The 20429-nt window shown below is 36.1% G+C and carries 27 protein-coding genes; 10 read left to right on the top strand and 17 right to left on the bottom strand.

The features are described from left to right. Positions 1-293: 293 nt before the first annotated feature. A complete protein-coding gene (locus KIP84_RS07655) occupies positions 294-1154 on the bottom strand; it encodes an alpha/beta fold hydrolase (RefSeq protein ID WP_213689647.1) in 861 nt (286 codons plus the stop codon). A gap of 143 nt (positions 1155-1297) precedes the next feature. On the opposite strand from KIP84_RS07655, the gene KIP84_RS07660 reads away from it, so the two are divergent. Next, the gene (locus KIP84_RS07660; RefSeq protein WP_213689648.1) at positions 1298-1753 is read left to right on the top strand and encodes a hypothetical protein; all 456 of its coding nucleotides are present in this window, start codon (positions 1298-1300) and stop codon (positions 1751-1753) included. 25 nt (positions 1754-1778) lie between these two features. Here the strand turns inward: KIP84_RS07660 and KIP84_RS07665 are convergent, their stop codons facing one another. From KIP84_RS07665 to brnQ, 3 genes are all read right to left on the bottom strand, one after another. Further along, positions 1779-2033 (bottom strand): hypothetical protein, encoded by a 255-nt coding sequence (locus tag KIP84_RS07665; protein WP_005068965.1) that lies wholly within the window; start codon positions 2031-2033, stop codon positions 1779-1781. Positions 2034-2292: 259 nt separating this feature from the next. Then, positions 2293-2712, bottom strand: coding sequence for a heme-binding protein (locus KIP84_RS07670; protein WP_046813672.1), 420 nt, complete (start codon positions 2710-2712; stop codon positions 2293-2295). A 189-nt stretch (positions 2713-2901) separates the two neighbouring features. Further along, complete coding sequence (gene brnQ, locus KIP84_RS07675) at positions 2902-4203, bottom strand: branched-chain amino acid transport system II carrier protein (protein WP_213689649.1); 1302 nt, start codon at positions 4201-4203, stop codon at positions 2902-2904. 352 nt (positions 4204-4555) lie between these two features. Here brnQ and map point away from each other — a divergent pair, with 352 nt between their 5' ends. After that, positions 4556-5350 (top strand): type I methionyl aminopeptidase, encoded by a 795-nt coding sequence (gene map, locus KIP84_RS07680; RefSeq protein ID WP_213689650.1) that lies wholly within the window; start codon positions 4556-4558, stop codon positions 5348-5350. 47 nt (positions 5351-5397) lie between these two features. Here the strand turns inward: map and KIP84_RS07685 are convergent, their stop codons facing one another. Beyond that, positions 5398-6297 carry a LysR family transcriptional regulator gene (locus KIP84_RS07685; RefSeq protein WP_002120927.1) on the bottom strand — a complete coding sequence of 300 codons (900 nt, stop codon included), beginning with the start codon at positions 6295-6297 and terminating at the stop codon, positions 5398-5400. Between the two features lie 241 nt (positions 6298-6538). Here KIP84_RS07685 and KIP84_RS07690 point away from each other — a divergent pair, with 241 nt between their 5' ends. Continuing rightward, positions 6539-6862, top strand: a complete 324-nt coding sequence (locus KIP84_RS07690) for a hypothetical protein (protein WP_213689651.1) — start codon at positions 6539-6541, stop codon at positions 6860-6862. Positions 6863-6909: 47 nt separating this feature from the next. Here KIP84_RS07690 and grxD read toward each other — a convergent pair whose 3' ends face one another. Beyond that, the gene (gene grxD, locus KIP84_RS07695) at positions 6910-7251 is read right to left on the bottom strand and encodes a Grx4 family monothiol glutaredoxin (RefSeq protein ID WP_002120913.1); all 342 of its coding nucleotides are present in this window, start codon (positions 7249-7251) and stop codon (positions 6910-6912) included. A 227-nt stretch (positions 7252-7478) separates the two neighbouring features. Here grxD and KIP84_RS07700 point away from each other — a divergent pair, with 227 nt between their 5' ends. Then, positions 7479-8687 (top strand): aspartate aminotransferase family protein, encoded by a 1209-nt coding sequence (locus KIP84_RS07700; RefSeq protein WP_213689652.1) that lies wholly within the window; start codon positions 7479-7481, stop codon positions 8685-8687. Positions 8688-8742: 55 nt separating this feature from the next. On the opposite strand, the gene KIP84_RS07705 is transcribed toward KIP84_RS07700, so the two are convergent. The 3 genes from KIP84_RS07705 to KIP84_RS07715 form a co-directional block, all read right to left on the bottom strand. After that, positions 8743-9174 carry a CBS domain-containing protein gene (locus KIP84_RS07705; protein ID WP_002121094.1) on the bottom strand — a complete coding sequence of 144 codons (432 nt, stop codon included), beginning with the start codon at positions 9172-9174 and terminating at the stop codon, positions 8743-8745. 143 nt (positions 9175-9317) lie between these two features. Further along, a complete protein-coding gene (locus KIP84_RS07710) occupies positions 9318-9692 on the bottom strand; it encodes a DUF2750 domain-containing protein (protein ID WP_005802084.1) in 375 nt (124 codons plus the stop codon). A 199-nt stretch (positions 9693-9891) separates the two neighbouring features. Further along, positions 9892-10125 carry a hypothetical protein gene (locus KIP84_RS07715; RefSeq protein ID WP_002121063.1) on the bottom strand — a complete coding sequence of 78 codons (234 nt, stop codon included), beginning with the start codon at positions 10123-10125 and terminating at the stop codon, positions 9892-9894. Positions 10126-10341: 216 nt separating this feature from the next. Between KIP84_RS07715 and KIP84_RS07720 the strand changes: the two genes are divergently transcribed. From KIP84_RS07720 to KIP84_RS07745, 6 genes are all read left to right on the top strand, one after another. After that, positions 10342-10701 carry a hypothetical protein gene (locus tag KIP84_RS07720; RefSeq protein ID WP_002120892.1) on the top strand — a complete coding sequence of 120 codons (360 nt, stop codon included), beginning with the start codon at positions 10342-10344 and terminating at the stop codon, positions 10699-10701. Between the two features lie 99 nt (positions 10702-10800). Further along, positions 10801-11127, top strand: a complete 327-nt coding sequence (locus KIP84_RS07725) for a hypothetical protein (protein ID WP_213689653.1) — start codon at positions 10801-10803, stop codon at positions 11125-11127. Positions 11128-11247: 120 nt separating this feature from the next. Beyond that, the gene (gene ftsY, locus KIP84_RS07730) at positions 11248-12360 is read left to right on the top strand and encodes a signal recognition particle-docking protein FtsY (protein ID WP_005073955.1); all 1113 of its coding nucleotides are present in this window, start codon (positions 11248-11250) and stop codon (positions 12358-12360) included. Positions 12361-12549: 189 nt separating this feature from the next. Continuing rightward, positions 12550-13146 carry a nitroreductase family protein gene (locus tag KIP84_RS07735; RefSeq protein ID WP_002121011.1) on the top strand — a complete coding sequence of 199 codons (597 nt, stop codon included), beginning with the start codon at positions 12550-12552 and terminating at the stop codon, positions 13144-13146. A gap of 222 nt (positions 13147-13368) precedes the next feature. Continuing rightward, a complete protein-coding gene (locus KIP84_RS07740; RefSeq protein ID WP_125740060.1) occupies positions 13369-14040 on the top strand; it encodes a DUF2057 domain-containing protein in 672 nt (223 codons plus the stop codon). A 77-nt stretch (positions 14041-14117) separates the two neighbouring features. Further along, positions 14118-14642 (top strand): GNAT family N-acetyltransferase, encoded by a 525-nt coding sequence (locus KIP84_RS07745; RefSeq protein ID WP_206217195.1) that lies wholly within the window; start codon positions 14118-14120, stop codon positions 14640-14642. Positions 14643-14654: 12 nt separating this feature from the next. Here KIP84_RS07745 and KIP84_RS07750 read toward each other — a convergent pair whose 3' ends face one another. The 8 genes from KIP84_RS07750 to KIP84_RS07785 form a co-directional block, all read right to left on the bottom strand. After that, positions 14655-14954 carry a cyd operon YbgE family protein gene (locus KIP84_RS07750; protein ID WP_004791954.1) on the bottom strand — a complete coding sequence of 100 codons (300 nt, stop codon included), beginning with the start codon at positions 14952-14954 and terminating at the stop codon, positions 14655-14657. Continuing rightward, on the bottom strand, positions 14955-15056 hold the full coding sequence (gene cydX, locus KIP84_RS07755; RefSeq protein WP_000270276.1) for a cytochrome bd-I oxidase subunit CydX: 102 nt from the start codon (positions 15054-15056) through the stop codon (positions 14955-14957). It lies immediately after the preceding gene. Between the two features lie 10 nt (positions 15057-15066). Further along, entirely contained in the window at positions 15067-16212 is a 1146-nt protein-coding gene (cydB, locus tag KIP84_RS07760) for a cytochrome d ubiquinol oxidase subunit II (RefSeq protein ID WP_213689654.1), read from the bottom strand. Further along, complete coding sequence (locus KIP84_RS07765) at positions 16209-17795, bottom strand: cytochrome ubiquinol oxidase subunit I (RefSeq protein WP_213689655.1); 1587 nt, start codon at positions 17793-17795, stop codon at positions 16209-16211. Before KIP84_RS07765 ends, cydB begins: the two co-directional genes overlap by 4 nt. After that, positions 17795-17989: a cytochrome oxidase putative small subunit CydP gene (cydP, locus tag KIP84_RS07770; protein ID WP_005073962.1), complete on the bottom strand. Its 195-nt coding sequence runs from the start codon at positions 17987-17989 to the stop codon at positions 17795-17797. Before cydP ends, KIP84_RS07765 begins: the two co-directional genes overlap by 1 nt. 374 nt (positions 17990-18363) lie before the next feature. Continuing rightward, positions 18364-18972 carry an OB-fold-containig protein gene (locus KIP84_RS07775; protein WP_002121106.1) on the bottom strand — a complete coding sequence of 203 codons (609 nt, stop codon included), beginning with the start codon at positions 18970-18972 and terminating at the stop codon, positions 18364-18366. A gap of 25 nt (positions 18973-18997) precedes the next feature. Next, a complete protein-coding gene (locus KIP84_RS07780; RefSeq protein ID WP_002121079.1) occupies positions 18998-19306 on the bottom strand; it encodes a Rieske (2Fe-2S) protein in 309 nt (102 codons plus the stop codon). 16 nt (positions 19307-19322) lie between these two features. Continuing rightward, a complete protein-coding gene (locus KIP84_RS07785) occupies positions 19323-20327 on the bottom strand; it encodes an adenosine kinase (protein ID WP_017480985.1) in 1005 nt (334 codons plus the stop codon). Between the last annotated feature and the right edge of the window lie 102 nt (positions 20328-20429).

The raw sequence follows: 20429 nt of genomic DNA on the forward strand, positions 1-20429 counted from the left end.
GGTTTAGCTAAACAGAAAAAAAGAAGCTGTTTGTATTAAAAATAGGTTAGTTTAACCGTTTTTAAACAACAGCTTCGTATAAATAACGATAGCAGAACTTTAAAGCTATATCGACGTATTTACGTAAAAAATGCTTGTTTTTAATACAAAGGAATAGGTGATTAATATATTTTAATTTTCTATGATAATTATTAGATTAATAAGGTAACTTTATAAAAAAAGTGGGTATTAATATTAAAAAAAACCTCTATACCGGATTACGGGTATAGAGGCAAAAGTAAAAGATCCATAGATTAGTGTTGGATTTCTTTTTCTAAGAGTGACCATAAATTTTGATGTGATTTTTTAAACATTAGCATGTGCCCAATTGATTTATGCCCAAGTTTCATGGGATTTAGCTCTAGCATTTTTGTGGGTGCATTAGGATAGAGTTTTAATAAATCTTCAACGTTGCGCTTGGTTGCAATTTCATCGTCGCTTGCCCAAATAGAAGTAATAGGGCAGATAATTTCAGTATGAAAATCATGGTGGATTGTTTTACCAATAGCATTTTTCACATAGCCAGGATGGCTGCAAAATTCTCGCCATTGTTGGGCGACTTTTTTAGGTAAGTTTTCTCCCATTCCAATAAATTGAGTAGCACCATAACCTTTAAAAGCACTAGAAATTGGAAAGATGACATTGAACATTACTGGTGCTAAAAACTTGGTTTTACCTTTAAGACCTTTTACATGGCCAGTGGAACCTGCGACCGCGATAACTTTTGCTACTTTATGAAAATTAGGCACAATTCCTAATAACTGTCCTCCAGCACTATGGCCAAGAAGAGTAACTTGCTGTGCTTCGGTTTTTCCCAGTAAAGTATCAATTGCACAAGGGATATCAAGAGTTCCCCAATCATTAATACTTGCAGTACTTTGCTTTAACGGCCCATGCAATGAATCTCCAATTCCACGGAAATCAAAGCTTAATACATCATAGCCTTGATGACTTAACCAGTTAGCAAAAGAATGATAAAAGTTTTTGGTAATACCTGTTGCCGGACAGATTAATACGGGATTTGCTATTTTTTTTGATTGAGCTGGATAAAAATGTGCTGCAAGTTGATAACCGTCTTTGCAGGTCATCCAAAATGATTCAAAAGTGTTATCCATAATATTAAGTAAAGATTGGTTTATTGATGACTTTAAATTTACATGAGTTCCAAAATGAAACTTGATTAAAATGTGACTGCAAAGTCAATATTTATGTTATATAGCTCATTAAATTTTCAATAAAACGAATAATTGGAAAAAAGATGGATTTATCGAAAGCTGTACAGCTTGCAATTGTGTTTAGTGGCGTATTTTTATGGATAGGGATGTTAACTGGGGTATGGAAATATTGGCAAATACGCCGTTCAGCATTAAGTCGTGCGCATTATTATGTGGATATCGCTCATCGAAGTAGTTTGCTCTATGCTGCTGCTACCCTAATTCTAGCTGTATTAAGCTATTATACTGTTTTAAATGAAAATATTACTTTATGGTGTGTATTGGCAAATATTTTATTTTTTAGTTTTTCAATTCTGGTTTATATCATACATGGCTATTTACAGGACACAACAAATCAATTCAAACGTCCTCACAAGCTAGGTCGTTTTAGCTTACCTTCATGGATGATGACTTTAATGATGGTGGGATTAATTTTGACTGAATTAGTAGCTACAGCTATTTTAGTTATCGGAACAATTTTTTTATTTTTGGATGTATAAAAATGGATGATTGCTCATCCATTTTTTAAGTATTCGAGTTTTGTTGACTAAGACGTCTTTTAGCTAGTTTTCGCATCTTATGGTCGACAAAGGCCCACACACAAAATATGAAAGAAACAACCATCGCATACATAAAGTATTCGGGTTTCAGATTTCCTTTAATCATACCTTGAAACAGTAAAGTCAGCATAAGAGCAAGCGGTGTTACTCCATAAACAACTGAATCTTTGCTGTTCAGAGTGTTAATGAAGACTTGTTTGTTGAAATGTAATGATAACATCTCCATCCCTCCTTGTGGTTGCGCTAAAACTGAATGTTTTAGTCAAGAATAAGTTTAATGTTGTACTTCTATTTTTAATTCAATTCAATAGTGAATAGAAAATTTTTTGAACAGTTTTATAAAAAACTCTATGTTTATAAAAGGTTAAGGTATTAAAAAAGTAAATATTAAATATTTTTGTATAAAATACTTAATGTTTTAGAAAAGAGAAAATATTTTAATGAAAAGTGTAATAATTTCTCTTTTCTATCATTTCAGGTTAGCTGTTTTGTTTTTTTAAAAATGTATCAATCGCATGTTGAGCAATTTCTGCATCTTCAAAAGATTGAACACCAGAAACGCCAATCGCCCCTAAAATTTGCCCGTCATAAATAATCGGTTTTCCACCTTCTAACATTCCTTGAGCACTAGGCATACTTAAAAAACCTAAGCGTCCACTTTGTAGAAGTTCTTCATAGAATTTTGAAGGTCTACCTGATATTGAAGAGCATTTTGCTTTTTCTAAACATAAATGTGAGGATAAAGGTGAAGCACCATCTAAACGTTTCATCATCAGAAGAGAACTTGTTTCATCAACAATAGCAATACTGACTTTAAAGTTGTGTTCAATTGCATATTTTTGAGCTTCTTCCATTAAAAACTCTGCATCTGCTTGTGTTAGGTAATATTTACTTTTCATTGTTGCTCTTCTTTCCTAGTAAGCTAAAAATTATTTTAGTGTAATTTTACAGTAAAAACTGATTATATCTATAGTTGATTTGTCATTGAAAGTAGTGTGGAAATAAAATGCCGGTTGGGTAAACTCAGCATTTTATTCAATATATAAAATCATGTTTGGGTAAAACTCGATTTCAAAAGAGACACTAGATTAAATGCTTTTAAATTTAACTTTGTCGATAATTACGGTAATTGCTAGAACAACTAAAGATGGGATCAACCAAGCTAAGTTTTGTTCATTTAAAGGTAAATGTTGAAGAAATGCAGGTAAATAATCACCAAAACCAGCAACTTTAATACCGTCAATAATACCGAAAATTAAAGCAATACTTGTTACTGAACCGACAATAAAAGAGGGTTTGTGCCAAAATTTCCAAAAGAAGCTCAGCATAATCACAACAATGGCTGGTGGATAAATTGCACTTAAAACAGGTACTGATACGGCAATAAGTTTGGTTAATCCAAGATTAGAAATAATGAAAGAGAAACCAACTAAAATGAATACTAAAAGTTTGTAAGGCAATTTAGTTAACTGAGCAAAATACTCACCGCAAGCACAAGTTAAGCCAATCGCTGTCACCATACATGCTAGAAAAATTAGTCCAGTTAAGAATAATGAACCCATATTGCCAAAAGCATGTTGAACATACGCATGTAAAATTACTGCACCATTTGCTGCATTTGGTGCTACTTCATGACTACCTACACCTAATTTGAATAAGCTTAAATAGACTAAAGTAAGACCTGCACCAGAAATAAGACTGGCAATAATCGCATACTTAGTGACTAATTTTTTATCGGTAACACCACGCGAATAAATCGCTTGAATAATTACGATACCGAATACTAGTGCGCCTAAAGTATCCATAGTGAGATAACCATTTACGAAACCTTCCGAAACTGGAGATTCAACGTAATGGTTGATTGGAGCAGGGACGTAACCCGCTGGGATCATAACTGCTGCAATGCCTAAAATTGCTAAAGCAATAATTTTTAGCGGAGCAAGCACATGACCCACTGTATCTAATAACTTGTTTGGATAAAGTGAAACTACAGTTACAAATGAAAAATAAATTGCGCTGTAAATTAAAAGGCTACTACTTGATGTTCCAAAATAAGATGAAAAACCAATTTCATAAGAAACAGTAGCTGTACGTGGAGTAGCAAATAAAGGGCCTACTGATAAATAACAAACAACGGTTAAAATCAGACTTGCTACTCGACCAAGAGGAGAGCTAATAATTTCAATGGAACCCTGCATACGAGAGAGTGCCATGATGGTAATTACAGGTAGACCAACTGCAGTAATCAAAAAGCCTATAGCGGCTAGCCATACATGATCACCGGCTTGTTGAGCGACAATGGGAGGAAAGATAATATTGCCAGCTCCAATAAAAAGAGCAAAGGTCATAAAACCTAGGGCAATAATATCTCCAGTACGAAGATGTTGCATAAATTAAAATTAATAAAAAAGAAGGAATTTTAGAGCAAACGAGAGCATGATCAAGCGGTATTTTATGTGAAAAAGATTTTTTTCAGAGCATAAAAACCTTTAATAGATATTAAAAATATCAACTGGTTAAGGTATGTATTTGAAAAACCATTGAAAGAAATTAGGAAATCATTTTTTGATTCTGACTTTTTAAAGAAATTATGCAAAAATAAAAGTATGAATTTCTATTATGAATGTTGAATATTTGGGCATTTAATGCTTCTGCCTAACCTATATCCGTTCTAGAATATTCTAAATTAACTTACATTTTTGTAGGCGTGGTAAAAAGCAGTGTCTACGAGGATAAAACTGAATGAGAGCTTCTACTGTTACAATAAAAACTGAACAAGATCTGGAAAAGTTAAGGATTTCTGGACGCTTGGCTGCACAAGTTTTAGAAATGATAGGGGCATATATTAAACCGGGTGTATCTACGGAATATTTAGATAACCTGTGTAATGACTATATTCTAAATACTCTAAAAGTTATTCCTGCGAATGTGGGATATCATGGTTTTACTAAAACAATATGTACATCAGTAAATGAAGTAGTTTGCCATGGAATTCCGTCACCGAATAAGATTTTAAAAGATGGCGATATTATTAATATTGATGTCGCAATTATTAAAGATGGCTATTTTGGTGATACGAGCCGCATGTATTTTGTGGGTGATGTAAACCCGCAAGCAAAAAAACTGGTTGATACAACTTATGAAGCGATGGTTGCTGGGATTCATGCTGTTAAGCCAGGAGCTACACTAGGCGATATTGGTTATGCTATTCAGTCAGTTGCTCATCGAGAAGGGTATAGCATTGTTCGAGAATATTGTGGTCATGGGATTGGTAAGGTTTATCATGAACAACCCAATGTTTTACATTATGGACAGCGTGGCCAAGGCTTAGTATTAAAAAAAGGTATGGTCTTTACGATTGAACCGATGATTAATGCGGGTAGACCACAGGTTAAAGAATTAAATGACGGTTGGACAGTTATTACTCAAGATCTTTCGTTATCTGCGCAATGGGAACATATGGTTGCTGTAACTGACACTGGCTTTGAACTCTTAACACCTTGGCCTGAAAGTGTAGGAAACTATCCTGCAATTTAAAAATAAAAAAGTTCGATAATTATCGAACTTTTTTATTTTAATTCATTTTAATGCTCAGAAAGATGTTCTACCAAATAATCAATAAATACTCGTACAGCAGGTAATAACCCTCGGCGTGATGGATATACGGCATGTAATATACCGTGAGGAGCTTTCCATTCCGGTAAAATTTGTACAAGCTGTCCAGATTTTAGAAAATCTTCTGCTGCGCTCTCTGGTAGTAAAGCGATCCCACAGTTTTGACTCGCTAATTGCGCCAACATATGGATATTTGTACCCATTACGATAGGGCTGACTTTGATTTTCTTTTGCTGATTGTCTGGACCATGCAAAAGGAATTGTTGATCAAGATGCTCTTCTGACAAACTTAAAATGCGATGCTCACTAAGTTGTTCTGGATTTTTTATATCTCCAAATTCATTTAAATATGCTTGACTTGCAAATAGACTCTGTTCAATAAGTGCAAACTGTCTAAGAACTAAACTTGGATCATCATCTAGTTTTGAGCGAACACGTAAAGCAATATCAATTCCTTCATTAATGACATCTACTCGACGATTGCTGACCATAAGTTGCAAACGAATTTCTGGATATTTTTTTAAGAAAGCAGGCAAAATTTTAGGCAGTTGATTTTGAGCAATATCAACAGGAACACTAACCTTTACAACACCTCTAGGTTGAATACTTAAATGATCAACCAAATCATGAGCAGCCTGTGCAGCATTCATCATGACTTGAGCATGTCTATAAATATCCATCCCAATATCTGTAACAGCAAAATGACGAGAGCTGCGTTGAATCAGGCGAACGCCTAAGTTTTCTTCTAGGCTATATACACGACGACTTAGTTTTGATTTTGGTATATCCGTTACACGCTCAGCGGCACTAAAACCACCATGCTCAACGACGAGAGCAAAACAATAAAAATCATCAAGATCAGTGAGCATTAAAATATCCTATTTCTGCAACAACCATGATTTTACATTATTATTTTTGCAACGATAATTCTTAAACTAAATTTTTTGTAATTAAAACATACACTAATGTATTTCCTTTAAATGAGACTTTGAAATTATATTGTCATTACAATGTAATTTTAATGTGCATTTTTGCTTAGTGTCTCTAACCTTTTCTAGAACTTTCAATTAATTTCTTTTACACTACAATTTTCTATTCTTCTCAAATCTAATGCATTATCAATTGATCGAACTTAACGATGCTTCTGCGAATATTGAATGTCCATTTTGCAAACAAGCAATAATTGACTGGGCGCAAGAACAATATATTCAGCCATGTGAACATACTTTATTTATTGCTATGGATTTGGGGTTTGAATTTATTGCTGATCGATTTGATGAGTGTGTGGATCAAAATGTGGATGAGTTGCACGAAGATCCGAATATGAATATTTTTGAAGCTCTCACGACAACAACTTATGAAAATCTAATTATTTTAAAATCTGATTTAGGTGTGGAAAATTTATTTCGATATGTCGGGGTAAGTGATCGTTAAAATTGAGAGTATAAAAAAGCCAATCTATTGATTGGCTTTTTTATTATTTACGCTTCTGGCGCTGCGCTGTATTGTTCAACTAATGGTTTTAATTCGCCATTTTGGAACATTTCAAGCATGATATCGCTACCACCAATAAGTTCGCCATTTACCCAAAGTTGCGGGAATGTAGGCCAGTTCGCAATTTTTGGTAATGTTGCACGAATATCAGGGTTTTCCAAAATATTTACATATGCAAATGGACGACCAATTTGACTGAGCGCCTCTACAGCACGTGCAGAGAAACCACATTGTGGAAACTGTGGAGTGCCTTTCATGTAAAGTAAAACGGGATGCTTCGCAATTTGATCGCGGATTAACGCTTCAGTATCACGTGCTTGTTCAGTCATAAAGAGATCCTCAACTAATCTAGCAGCATTATAGGGGGTGTTCACACCGCTTTGCAAACCACCTGATTACTTAAAGTTGCATTGAATATTCAATATTTTATTGTATAAACCGAAGCGATAGTAAAAAGCAGACGAAATTTTAGATAAATGAGTGATGAGACTTTTCATCAGAGCCAGTTTTTGCTTATATAAACCCTTCTTAAAACCTCATACAGACAGAGTTCGTTATGAATGATATTACCCTAGCTCCAATACAACCTGATCAACCATCACATTTAATGGCTACTTATGGTCGCCAAGCGATCAGTTTTGTACGAGGCCGAGGGGCATATCTATATACCGAAGATGGTACAGAGTATTTAGATGCTTTAACCGGTATTGCTGTATGTGGTTTAGGTCATGCGCATCCAGTCATTGCAGAAGCAATTGCTGAACAAGCTGCAACACTTGTGCATACGAGTAACTTATTTGAGATTCCTTGGCAAACGGCAGCTGCTCAGAAGCTTGCTGAAGTTTCAGGGATGGAAGAGATCTTCTTTTCAAACAGTGGTGCGGAGTCAAATGAAGGCGCCATTAAAATTGCTCGTAAATTTGGTACTCAACAAGGTGTAAGCTCCCCAAAGATAATTGTGGCAGAGCAATCATTTCATGGTCGTACTTTAGCAACACTTTCAGCTACTGGTAATAAGAAAGTACAAGATGGTTTTGCTCCTTTAACCAATGATTTTATTCGTGTGCCATTTGGTGATGTAGAAGCAATTCAAGAAGTTGCTTTGCAGCACCCAGATATTGTTGCGATTTTAATTGAACCTATTCAAGGTGAGGGTGGTATTAATACAGCACCTCAAGGCTTTAGCTATCTTGAAGAAGTCCGCACCCTATGTAATCAACATAACTGGCTAATGATGTTAGATGAAATCCAAACTGGTAATGGCCGAACAGGTAAGTATTTTGCTTATCAACATACAAACATTGTACCTGATGTTTTGACGACTGCTAAAGGACTTGGTAATGGCTTTCCAGTAGGCGCGGTAATGACACAAGGTAAAGCTGTTGGCTTATTAGGACCTGGTAGCCATGGGTCTACTTATGGTGGCACAGTGCTAGGTTCTCGTGTGGTTTATACAGTAATTGATACAATCCAAAAAGAGAAGGCTGTAGAAAACGCGGCAGTTGTTGGTGGTTATATTGTTGATCAATTACGTGCGCAATTGACAGATAAAAATGTGCAAGTACGTGGCTTTGGTATGATGATTGGTATTCAATTGCCTAAAGACTGTGCTGAGCTCGTTGCAATAGCTCGAGATCAACATAAACTTATTATTAATGTTACAGCTGGTTCAGTAGTGCGTTTATTACCACCAATTAATATGACTCAAGCACAGGCTGATGACTTGCTAGAGCGTTTAGTTGCTTTAATTAATAACTATCTTTAAGTTTTTACATCAATAAAAAATGGGCATATATATGCCCATTTTTTATATGAAATAATTAACCAGAGATGTACTGTTTTAATTGTTCAATGAGGTTTTTCTGATCTTCCATCGCAGCTTTTACTAAGTCGCCAATAGAAATAAATCCAACTAATTTTTCATTGTCTAATACAGGTAAGTGGCGTAAGTGACGATCTGTCATGAGCTGTAAGCACTCTTCAACCGTATTGTTTAGGCTTACTGTAAGCACTTTAGATGTCATAATTTCAGCAACTGTAGTGCTATATGATGAACGTTCCATAAGCGTTACTTTTCGTGTGTAGTCACGTTCAGACAAAATTCCGACAACTTTTTCACCCTCAGCTACGACGAGCGCACCAATTCCTTTATCCGCCATAATCTTAATTGCTTCAAGGACAGTGGCTTCTGGAGAAATTGTAAAAATATCTTGCTCTGCTTTGTTCTTGATTACTTGTGCAACGATTGTCATTTCTTCTGTCCTGTGTTTTATCATTTTGTTTTAAATTAGCTTGATTTTATAAAAATGCAAAGACTGGATAGTCATTAAATACAAGTTTCACACTCAAGCGTTCAAAAAGCATTCTAATAGAGATTAAGAACCTAAAGAAAAGTTTACGCTCCTTGCCAATTCGGATGTTTGAAAAAGAAATGCTGCATTTGCTGAGTAGATAACTTTAATTTTCTATGAGATGAATTAAACAAAGCAGGAGTAACGTTGAGTCGAGTTAAAGTTGGCAGTAAAGACTCATGGAAATCTTTAGGTGTAATTCTTCTTGGTTTGTAATGTGGCCAATGCTCTTTTGCGTAGCGATGTGCCTGCAAACCATTAAGCCAAAAAGGAAAAATAAAGTCTTCCTGATCTGATTTAATTGCCCATCCTTGATGAAATAATCCCCAAAGAACCCCGCAATACATCATGGTTCTTAAAATATAAATCTTAATCATCAAGTCTCTTGAAACCGGTTGTAGATTACTTAAACTTTTCATTGTGAATTTAAAGGTTCTAACTTGTCTTACTTATTATAAAAAAATCAGATGACATTTCAGTTTAAACAGGTATCAAATCGTAAACAAATATTCCAGCTGTGAAATTCATATCCTTTACTTAAAGTGGCTAAAGCTTTAGATAAATTGCTAGTTTTACTTATTTACAGACGTAAAAAAACGCCACCTAAGTGACGTTTCTTTATGCTTGCATTGTGGCTAACTTTTGCCAATATTGTGCTTTAAGTGAGTCACGTTCAACACGGAAACCTTGATAATACAATTCAGCTAAAAACAGAGCAGCTTTACCGTGCCCAGCGCGAGCAACTTCTTCTAACTGTGCAACTGCATCCTGAAAATTCATTTGAGAGTGAATTGTGTTTACTGCAGTTGCGTACACATGTTCTAAATCATGATGAGAGATACGTTGAATCATAGAAAACTCCTTATTGTAATTATGATTACTTTTTCTAAAGGCCGCTGCCTTTAAATTAATTTAACTTAGAATTATTAAACTAATATTACAAATTAATGGATTTGTCAACTATTGGTGCATACCAGTTAATTCACTATTAGGATACATGATTAAACATTATTCACAAATAATTTTGAGTAAAATCAATATGAGAATAAAAGACAAGGAGAATAAAATATGACAAATACTATCGATGGCTTTGTTTTTGATACTCCACCTAGAGAGGAACAAATCATAGAACTAGCCCATTATCATCGTAAACTATTAGATGAAGCGATCTTTCATCAAGAGATCCATTTAGGGGATTATTGTCTTGCTCAGCGCAAAAGAGTATTTGACTTTGCACGGCATTTGGAACCTGCACAAAAAAACTGGTTTTATCAAGTTTATGATGGTGAACTGAGAAAAATTGCCGACGAAGACGAATTGCATCCAGCCGATGCTGAAGAAGGGTTAAGTATTTTTGCGATGTTTTTAGTCTTGGTGATTATTGCAGCAATTTTATACTTTTCCGTCATTCGTTCACTAATAAGCTAAGTATTATGATCCAGTAAGGTACGATTCTTGGCCTTACTGGATGTTTGATCTTGTGCTTATGAGTATTGAACCCTACACTACACTAATTCGAGGTAGGTCATGCTCATATTCAAACAAAATTTTCTTAAATTAAAATCTGAGTTAAAAGTTGATCAATGTTTTAACCTATTTGTGGTTATTGTCATTGGCTGTATTTTTGTGCTGTCATATTTAGCATTACTTCGGCCTATTAGTCCGGAACAATATCAACGAATTATACAACTCTCTCATCAGGCCACTTATCCTAAAACTCAGGATATGGCTGAGCTGCTAATAGCTCAATCAAAAATTCATAGAGCAGAGTATTTAAAGTTAATGCATGCATATCAATTTGAAGGTGCTCATATAAGACAATATCCAGCACTTGCTCAGGAAGATACTCAGTAAATAGAGTAATCAGGCTAAATCTTGGTTTCCAAAGCTTTTTGAGCACTATTGTGGCAGGCAAAATTTTGAATTTATGCTAAACTTTATCTTTTTAAACGCGCTGCTTTTCAAGGAATCCGCATGGAGCAACAATCGAATATGCAAAATAAATTCTTGATAGATGCTGAGATCGGTGATGACGATGTCACATTACCTAATTTACCTGCTATCGATGTTCCCATCGTTGAATCTCCTGCTAAATCACAAGAAAATATTGAAGTAGCCAAAGAAGAAGTAGCATCTACAGAAACAGCGGCTGAACAACCAAAAACTGGTTTTTTTGGCCGGATGAAAGAAGGCTTAACCAAAACTCGTCGTAATTTCGCTGATGGTATGGTCAATATCTTGATTGGTGGAAAGGAAATTGACGATGAGTTACTTGAAGAAGTCGAAGAGCAATTATTGGTTGCAGACATTGGTGTTGAAGCAACTAAAACCATCATTACCAATTTAACAGAGCGTACAGCTCGTGGTGATTTGATCTATTCCCACTCTTTATATAAAGCGTTACAAGAAGAGTTAGTTGCTTTGTTGGCTCCACGTGTTAAGCCATTACATATTGACCCTAATAAATCACCTTATGTGATTTTGATGGTTGGGGTAAATGGAGTGGGTAAAACTACAACAATTGGTAAGTTGGCGAAACGTTTACAAGGTGAAGGTAAAAAAGTGATGTTGGCTGCTGGTGATACATTCCGCGCTGCAGCAACTGAGCAATTACAGATCTGGGGTGAACGTAACGATATCTCTGTAGTAGCGCAAGGTCATGGAGCTGATAGTGCTTCTGTTATTTTTGATGCCTTTGAAAGTGCTCGTGCTAAAGGAATTGACGTATTAATTGCGGATACGGCAGGTCGTTTACATAATAAGAGTAACTTGATGGAAGAGCTCAAAAAAGTTAAACGTGTTATGCAAAAAATTGATGCAACTGCACCTCATGAAATTATGTTGGTAGTAGATGCAGGAACAGGTCAAAACGCGATTAACCAAGTACAAGAGTTTGATCAAGCTGTAGGTTTAACGGGTATTACCATTACCAAGTTGGATGGAACAGCTAAAGGTGGTGTACTCTTTAATATTGCAAGTCGCACCCATGTGCCAATCCGTTTTATTGGTGTAGGTGAAAAAATTGATGATTTAAGACCATTCTCGGCTAAATCTTTTGTTGCTGCGCTGTTTGAAACTGATAAGTAAATTGCTTGGTAACCCTAAAAAGCTTCACTAAATCGTGAAGCTTTTTTTATATGTATATCTTTTATTATTGTTGCGAAAATAAAACGAACTGTCATATTTTTAATGCTGATTAGGAAAAATGACTTTAATACACTGTACTCATTCCCAAACAACGACCCTTGGTCAAATCAATAGGTAGGAAATAACAAAATGTCTACTTTCTTAGATAAAATTAAAAACCGTCGTACAATTTATGCAATTGGTAAAAACGTTGCATTAGATCGCACTAAAATTGAAGAAACTATCCGTGAAGCAGTTAAACATAGTCCTTCAGCTTTTAACTCACAATCTTCACGTGTAGTGACACTATACGGTGAATCTCATGCTAAATTCTGGAATTTAGTTCGTGAAGCATTGCGCAAAATTGTTCCTGCAGAAGCTTTTGCTGGTACAAATGCAAAAATTGATAGCTTTGTAGCGGGTGTTGGCACGGTTTTATTTTATGAAGACCAAGCTGTTGTTAAAAGCTTACAAGAGCAATTCGAACTATATGCGGATAACTTCCCAGTATGGTCTGAACACTCAAGTGCAATTGCTCAATTTGCAACTTGGACTGCTCTTTCAGAGCTTGGTTTAGGTGCTTCTTTACAGCACTATAACCCAATTGTCGATGCAGACGCAGCTGAAGCATTTGATGTTCCTGCAACTTGGAAATTACGTGCTCAATTAGTATTTGGTTCGGTTGAAGCACCAGCAGGTGAAAAAGCATTTATTAATGATGCTGATCGTTTCAAAACTTTCAATTAATTTAATTGAAGTTAAAAAAAGAGCACCTATTTTAGGTGCTTTTTATATATTTTTAGAATGAATAGGAAGAATATATAAAACGAAAATTTATGAAATTCAAATGCATATTTCAAAAAAATAAATCAAGAAATTAGTCGATAAATGCTTTGTCATAAAATAGTCACAATCATATTGCATATTGCTCATGATTTAATAGCTTATCAAACACAGAGAAAGAGACAGATGACTTTAAGATTAGGTGTTGCTGCAATTGGTTTATTACTCAGCGGTTCGGTATTTTCAGCAGTTACAATTACAGCACCAGAGGAAATTGTAATCCTTGCGGTGAATGGTCAGGAAGTCAACTCTGGGTTATTTCGTTCATCTAAAAATAATTATAAAGTCGATGCTGGTGAAACAAGCTTAAGTGTGCGCTATCAAGAATACTTTGAACATTTAAGCGGGGAGCATGACATTGTTAAATCTGGAGTAGTCACAATTCAAACTCCGGCTCTCAAAGATGGGCAAACTTATAAGCTTTCGATGGTAGATGCACCAAAGCAATTTGAACAAGCAAAGAAATATGCTGAGCAACCAACTGTGGCTTTGTATAGCGCAAATAATGAATTAATCGTACAACAAACTGGTGCAAACAATGAGGCAAAACCATGGTTTGCAACGGGCTTATTAGGAAAAGTCACTGACTTTACGACTAAATCATCTAAATCGCAGCCTGAGGCAGTTTATGCCTCTGCTAAACCTACTTCTGTTCAGGTGGCTGTACCAGCTCCAACATCTATGCCTGTAACAGGCGTAGCCCAAACGAATGATCAACGTTTAGTAGAAACTTGGCAAAAAGCTTCTAAAGCTGAGCGTCAAAAATTTATGGCGTGGTTAGCTGAACAATCAAATTAATTTATTGCTATTTAAAATAAAGCCGATTTAATATCGGCTTTATTTTTAGAATTTTTATAAATAGCCTAGTATATTTTATGAATAATTTAAATTTCCGTTCAGCTCAATTTCCTGATATTCCACAACTCGTAGTTTTAATTAATAAGTCCTATCGAGAACAACAAGATAGAAGTTGGACAACAGAACTTGATTGGGTAGAAGGACAGCGTATTACAGAGTTTCAATTAGAAGAACAACTACAACTTAGGAATTCAACATTATTGATAGCGGAAACTTCTGCTTCTAAGCTTATTGCTTGTATTGGGCTTACATTTGAAAATAATCAGGTTGAGATTGGAACATTTTGTACTGATCCTCAAGTTCAAAATATGAGAGTGGGTCGATCTGTTTTAGAATATGCAGAGCAATATGCATTGAAAGAAGATCCCCATCTGACCAGCGCTTTAATGTATGTGCTAGATGTCCGTTCTGAATTGATCGCTTATTATGAAAGACGTGGATATATGAAAACGGGTAATAAGCAGCCATATCCGGTTGAAGCAAATGTAGGGGTACCAAGGGTCCCTATTAAATTGGTTGAAATGAAAAAAGACCTCAGATGAGGTCTTTTTGATTTAGGTTAGGAACCAGATGTAATAGCCTAAAAGCATGAGAGGCCAAGCCACCCACGGGCTAAATAGCCATTTCCATAACCAGAAGTTAGGTACGAAACCCACTCCGTAAATAAAGCCACCAGAAATACCAATCATCACCAGCATAAGCTGGCTATGATTGTAGTGCCCGTTTGCATCTAGCATGAGTGAAGGATAAACCAACAAAATTGCAGCAAGAGGCAATGCCAACAGAAAAGAAAGGGCCATTGCAAATGCTTGAGCTTTTCGATGATTTGATGCTGTCATTGCTTTTGCCATCATTTATTCCTCATCTAGATTTTGATGATGTTCGATATAAAGTGCACTGAGTACACCCGCAAAACATGCCATCAAAATGCCTAGGATCCATGCGAAATACCACATAGTTTTCTCCTTAATACAAGCTATGCGAGTTTGACTCGATATGTTTGTTAGTGATGACTCCCCACATTTTGTAATAAGACCAACTGGTATAGATCAAAATAAGAGGAACAAAAATGCAGGCAGCAACTGTCATAACGCCTAAAGTAAGGTGACTTGATACAGCATCCCACATCGTCAAGCTAGAGTTGGGATTGATACTAGATGGAAGTAGGAATGGGAATAGGGCAAAACCAGCAGTTAAAATTGCTCCTACAATCATTAAACTTGTACCAGTAAAACTTAAGCCTGCTTTTGCTTTTGAAGAAGCAAAAATTGCAATGATTGCGCCTAATATGGCAAGAACAGGGGCAATTTTAGTCACTGGATAGGTACTGTAATTGTTCATCCAACCCGGATTGCTATTAGTCACCACTTCTTTAGCTAAAGGGTTAAGCGCAGCATTTGGATCTATAGCAACAGCATAGCTATAACCCGGCATTTGCCCAAAATACAGCCATGCTCCAATTACAAGGAAACAAATTAAAAAGATAATTGCCATAATTTGAGTGGCTTTGGCAGAGCGCTGTTTTAAAGCTTCATCAGTACGTAGCATGAGCCATGCACCGCCATGTGCACAAAGCATAGACAGACTTACCACACCGCAAACTAAAGCAAAGGGGTTAAGAAGTGCAAAAAAGCTGCCTGTATATTCAGAGCGTAATGTGCTATCTAAACTAAAAGGAATACCTAAAAACAAATTACCGAAAGCCACCCCAAACACAAGCGCTGGAACAGCACCACCGATGCACAGACCCCAGTCCCAAGAGTTACGCCATTTGGTATTTTCAAGTTTAGAGCGATAATCGAAACCTACGGGTCTTAGGAAAAGTGCAAATAGAACTAACAAGAGTGCCCAGTACATGCCTGAGAAAGCGACTGAGTAAACCATTGGCCATGCAGCAAATAGTGCACCACCTGCCGTAATAAACCAGACCTGATTACCATCCCAGTGTGGGGCAATTGTATTGATTGCAGCACGGCGTTCGCTATCGGTTTTTCCAACGAAAGGCATGAGAGCCATAGACCCCATATCAAAGCCATCAGTCAGAGCGAAACCGATCAGAAGTACGCCAACTAACACCCACCAAATGATTTTCAATAATTCATATTCAATCATGATAAGGCCTCCCCATTAACAGCTGCTTTTGGTACTTGCTTTTCAAAATGATATTTGCCAGTGTGTAGAGAGCTTGGTCCTAAGCGAGCAAATTTGATCATTAAATACATTTCAATAATCAAAAGAGCAGTGTAGAACGCTGCTAGCGCAATAATCGAACCCCATACGTCACCAGTACTTAAACTAGAAGTAGAGAGGTGGGTTGGTAGAATTTCACCAATTGACCATGGTTGACGACCGCCTTCAGCTACATACCAACCAGTTTGTGCAGCAATCCAAGGAAGCGGAAGAGCAAACAATGCATATTTCAGGAGCCAAGGTTTATTTTCAGCATTTCTTTTTGCTACAGCCCAAGTTGCTAAAATGAAGAGTAATAGCATTAAGAAACCTGAGGCAACCATTGCGCGGAAAGAGAAAAATAGCGCTGTAACATTTGGAACAGTATCTTTTACAGCAGCTTTAATATTTTGCTCGCTTGCATCAACTACATTGGGTGCATATTTCTTAAGAAGTAGGCCATAACCTAAATCTTTTTGATTTTTTTCAAAAGAGGCTAATAACTCTGGTGAGCGATCACCTGCACGTAATTTTTCAAGTTCAGCGTAGGCAAGCATACCGTTGCGAATACGAACTTCATGCTGTTGCATTAGATCTTTAAGACCAGTAACTTCTTTGGTTGTTGAACGAGTTGCAATTAAACCTAATGCATATGGAATTTTAACTGCGTAATCTGTCCGCATCTCTTCATGGTTTGGTACACCAAACAAAGTAAACGGAGCAGGAGCAGGATGAGTATCCCATTCGGCTTCGATCGCAGCGAGTTTAGTTTTTTGAACATCACCGAGTTCATAGCCAGATTCATCACCTAACAAAATCACTGAAAGTGTAGAGGCAAGACCGAAAATGGCAGCAATTGCAAATGAGCGACGGGCGAAAGGAAGGTCACGTTTTTTAAGTAAGTAATAGCTTGAAATGGCAAGTACAAAAATTGCACCAGTTACATAACCCGCAGAAACGGTATGTACGAATTTTACCTGAGCTACAGGGTTAAAGATAAGCGCGCCGAAATCAATTAATTCCATACGCATCGTTTCGAAGTTAAATGCAGCACCTACAGGGTTTTGCATCCAACCATTCGCCACTAAAATCCAAAGTGCTGACATGTTGGACCCGAGAGCGACTAACCATGTTACGCCTAGATGCTGAACCTTACTTAAACGATCCCATCCGAAGAAGAATAAACCAATAAATGTAGACTCAAGAAAGAATGCCATAAGGCCTTCAATTGCTAATGGAGCACCAAAAATATCACCTACATAGTGTGAGTAATAAGCCCAGTTTGTTCCAAATTGGAACTCCATTGTTAAGCCGGTTGTTACCCCTAAAGCAAAGTTAATACCAAATAATTTTCCCCAAAATTTAGTCATATCCTTGTAAATTTCTTTACCGGAAATGACATAAGTGGTTTCCATGATGGCAAGGATAAATGCCAAACCTAGAGTTAAAGGGACGAAAAGAAAGTGATACATTGCGGTCATCGCAAATTGAAACCGCGAAAGATCAACCACGCTTTCAGAAATCATCAACGTGTCTCCTTAATGTGGGAAATGTTATCGCCGGCAATATGCTCGGCGACCTGATTGTCAAAATTTTTGGGGATGGTGGGAGCATCAAACCAAATATGTTTGATCGTTAAGAGAAGCACTATTTTTATTATTAGAATAATAGTGATTTCTTTAACTAAACGACCATTAAGATTTTTAAAATTAAGGCTCATAAATTAAACCTCATTTGATATTAATTTTATTATTAATCAAAATATAATAAAAATAAACATTAAATATATTTTAAATGAATATTTAAATAATTAATTTATATAAAACAATAACTTAATATTTTAAAATAAATACTATACTAAAATAGTTTGAATTGATTATTAAATCCTACTAAAACACTTGTAAATAAAAATATTAAGTTGATTAAAATAGTTTGTTTTAATTTAATACCAACTAAAATGGTTGTATATTATATTTATAAATACTATTTCAAACTAAAAAACTTGGAATAATAAATAATTAAAAAGAAAATAATAAAATATAGACGTAATAAAGCCTGCTAAAAGCAGTAAGTAAATAGAATAGTAGTGAGAATTTAATCGGGGGCGAAAAGATCGTTTGATACAGAAATTTTCTTGGCTACATAATGGCTTTTATGCACTCTGACAAGGATAACTTGAGAGTATAATTCGAGTTCGCCGTATTCTGGTTCGACTTGAACGTAATGGAGCTGGCCGAATTCATCACGCACTCGCGCTTGAGCAGAAAATCCAGGTCTAGCATTACCACTGGAAACCGTCGCTAATCGTCCTAAAAGATTATAGTTTGTATGAGTAAGCTTTGGTTTAATTACTTGGTCAAGGCAGTGAATCATGAATACAGTAAAAAAGATTGCGATAACAAGAGCTGGGACGATTAAATAAAATGGTGAAATAAAATAATGCTGGATTGCAAAGAAAGAGAGCTGTAAAAAATAGCCTGCAAAACTAAAATTGATAAGTAAAAAAACGAAAATTAAAGCTTTAGAAAATTTAACGTTAAGTAGTGGCGAGTTAGAAAGCCAAACAGGCGCAATTTTTTTGAGTAATTGACTTGGACGAAGTCCAATATACATACCAATGGTTTCTACCACGCTGAGTAATATCAAAGCCACTACACTTAAGTGGAATGGCATAAGATAATAATTGAAAAAGAAATCAGCCATGGTAGAAACTCTAATGTTGATCGCTTCAGTCTACGATATAGATACCGCCATCTGAATGTACTTTAATCTCAACTTTATTTAAAAAATCACCTAAACATGGTCCTGAAATACATTCGCCTGTTTCCACAGTGAATAAAGCACCATGGGTAGAACATTGAATATATTCTTGGTCTTGATCGAGAAATTGATTTTCTAAATATTCAAGCTCTGTTTGCAAATGAGGGCATAAGTTTTGATAAGCATAGAATGCGCCATCACGTTGCGTAATGAAAATAGTAGTTCCTTGTAAAGTGTCAAAAGCTCTAGCTTCACGCTCAGGAACTTCTTCCGTCATACAGATCCTTTCCATTTCAAGCACATTCCTTCTGAAAATTTTCAAGAAGTTTAGCATAATCATTAATCGCTAAACGTGGGCCAAATTGAGAAACAACTTCACTAGAAATCAAGACAGCCAACTGTGCAGCAGCATTTAAATCTTGATGATGGTTTAGAGCGTATAGGAATGCACCTGCAAATGCATCACCCGCACCATTAGTATCAACGGCTTCTACGTGGCGACCTGCCACATGGAAATGTTGAGTAGAGTTAGAAACTAAAGCACCTTTAGCACTTTGTGTAATGACTACTGTATGATTTTTAAAACGTAATTGAGCAAGAGCATCTTCAACAGTTGTTGTATTTGTATACATTAAGGCTTCTTGTTCATTACAAAATAGTAAATCTACGCCATCGTCCATGAGCTCTTCTAAGCCTTCGCGAGCGTATTGCACCATGGCAGGATCTGAAAGAGATAAAGCAATCTTAACGCCATTTGCTTTTGCAATTTCTCTGGCTTGTTTTACAGCTTTGCGCGCTGTTTCACTTGTAGAAAGATAACCTTCAATATAAAGCCATTTTGCTGTTTTTAATGGTTCAAAGTCGATTTGATCTTGAGAAAGTTCAGCAGTGATGCCTAAATAAGTATGCATTGTGCGTTCAGAGTCAGGACTAATGAGTACCATACATGTACCTGTCACGCCTTCACTGATTGATTTTGGAGTGGTTTGGATGCCAGCTTCATTTAAACCTTGCAGATAAATTGAACCCAAATCATCGTTACCAACGCGGCAACCATAAAAAGCACTTCCACCTAATGCACTAAAGGCTACAGTAGTATTCGCAGCAGAACCACCACTTGCTTGACCTTTATAGTCTTGATGCTGTTTTAACTCTGCATAAAGAGCAGATTGAGTGTCGCCATCGGACAACTGCATGGTGCCTTTTTGCAAACCTTGTTGACTAAGAAAATCATCAGACACTTTAAATTCTTGGTCGATTAATGCATTACCAATTGCAAAAAGATCTACAGTTGCCATATGTGTTGTCACAAAATAAAAAAATCAGGTTGCTAAGTTTACACCATTGCTTGGGTTTGCTGTAGTTTGTTGAATAAAATTCAGTTAAATCAAAAGTTAGTG

This window comes from Acinetobacter sp. BHS4, assembly GCF_018454425.1.
GTDB lineage: Bacteria > Pseudomonadota > Gammaproteobacteria > Pseudomonadales > Moraxellaceae > Acinetobacter > Acinetobacter pittii.

Excerpts from the sequence above, each read along its gene's own strand:
- KIP84_RS07655 (WP_213689647.1), bottom strand. The coding sequence starts at position 1,154 with ATGGATAACACTTTTGAATCATTTTGGATGACCTGCAAAGACGGTTAT.
- KIP84_RS07660 (WP_213689648.1), top strand. The coding sequence starts at position 1,298 with ATGGATTTATCGAAAGCTGTACAGCTTGCAATTGTGTTTAGTGGCGTA.
- KIP84_RS07665 (WP_005068965.1), bottom strand. The coding sequence starts at position 2,033 with ATGTTATCATTACATTTCAACAAACAAGTCTTCATTAACACTCTGAAC.
- KIP84_RS07670 (WP_046813672.1), bottom strand. The coding sequence starts at position 2,712 with ATGAAAAGTAAATATTACCTAACACAAGCAGATGCAGAGTTTTTAATG.
- brnQ (WP_213689649.1), bottom strand. The coding sequence starts at position 4,203 with ATGCAACATCTTCGTACTGGAGATATTATTGCCCTAGGTTTTATGACC.
- map (WP_213689650.1), top strand. The coding sequence starts at position 4,556 with ATGAGAGCTTCTACTGTTACAATAAAAACTGAACAAGATCTGGAAAAG.
- KIP84_RS07685 (WP_002120927.1), bottom strand. The coding sequence starts at position 6,297 with ATGCTCACTGATCTTGATGATTTTTATTGTTTTGCTCTCGTCGTTGAG.
- KIP84_RS07690 (WP_213689651.1), top strand. The coding sequence starts at position 6,539 with ATGCATTATCAATTGATCGAACTTAACGATGCTTCTGCGAATATTGAA.
- grxD (WP_002120913.1), bottom strand. The coding sequence starts at position 7,251 with ATGACTGAACAAGCACGTGATACTGAAGCGTTAATCCGCGATCAAATT.
- KIP84_RS07700 (WP_213689652.1), top strand. The coding sequence starts at position 7,479 with ATGAATGATATTACCCTAGCTCCAATACAACCTGATCAACCATCACAT.
- KIP84_RS07705 (WP_002121094.1), bottom strand. The coding sequence starts at position 9,174 with ATGACAATCGTTGCACAAGTAATCAAGAACAAAGCAGAGCAAGATATT.
- KIP84_RS07710 (WP_005802084.1), bottom strand. The coding sequence starts at position 9,692 with ATGAAAAGTTTAAGTAATCTACAACCGGTTTCAAGAGACTTGATGATT.
- KIP84_RS07715 (WP_002121063.1), bottom strand. The coding sequence starts at position 10,125 with ATGATTCAACGTATCTCTCATCATGATTTAGAACATGTGTACGCAACT.
- KIP84_RS07720 (WP_002120892.1), top strand. The coding sequence starts at position 10,342 with ATGACAAATACTATCGATGGCTTTGTTTTTGATACTCCACCTAGAGAG.
- KIP84_RS07725 (WP_213689653.1), top strand. The coding sequence starts at position 10,801 with ATGCTCATATTCAAACAAAATTTTCTTAAATTAAAATCTGAGTTAAAA.
- ftsY (WP_005073955.1), top strand. The coding sequence starts at position 11,248 with ATGGAGCAACAATCGAATATGCAAAATAAATTCTTGATAGATGCTGAG.
- KIP84_RS07735 (WP_002121011.1), top strand. The coding sequence starts at position 12,550 with ATGTCTACTTTCTTAGATAAAATTAAAAACCGTCGTACAATTTATGCA.
- KIP84_RS07740 (WP_125740060.1), top strand. The coding sequence starts at position 13,369 with ATGACTTTAAGATTAGGTGTTGCTGCAATTGGTTTATTACTCAGCGGT.
- KIP84_RS07745 (WP_206217195.1), top strand. The coding sequence starts at position 14,118 with ATGAATAATTTAAATTTCCGTTCAGCTCAATTTCCTGATATTCCACAA.
- KIP84_RS07750 (WP_004791954.1), bottom strand. The coding sequence starts at position 14,954 with ATGATGGCAAAAGCAATGACAGCATCAAATCATCGAAAAGCTCAAGCA.
- cydX (WP_000270276.1), bottom strand. The coding sequence starts at position 15,056 with ATGTGGTATTTCGCATGGATCCTAGGCATTTTGATGGCATGTTTTGCG.
- cydB (WP_213689654.1), bottom strand. The coding sequence starts at position 16,212 with ATGATTGAATATGAATTATTGAAAATCATTTGGTGGGTGTTAGTTGGC.
- KIP84_RS07765 (WP_213689655.1), bottom strand. The coding sequence starts at position 17,795 with ATGATTTCTGAAAGCGTGGTTGATCTTTCGCGGTTTCAATTTGCGATG.
- cydP (WP_005073962.1), bottom strand. The coding sequence starts at position 17,989 with ATGAGCCTTAATTTTAAAAATCTTAATGGTCGTTTAGTTAAAGAAATC.
- KIP84_RS07775 (WP_002121106.1), bottom strand. The coding sequence starts at position 18,972 with ATGGCTGATTTCTTTTTCAATTATTATCTTATGCCATTCCACTTAAGT.
- KIP84_RS07780 (WP_002121079.1), bottom strand. The coding sequence starts at position 19,306 with ATGACGGAAGAAGTTCCTGAGCGTGAAGCTAGAGCTTTTGACACTTTA.
- KIP84_RS07785 (WP_017480985.1), bottom strand. The coding sequence starts at position 20,327 with ATGGCAACTGTAGATCTTTTTGCAATTGGTAATGCATTAATCGACCAA.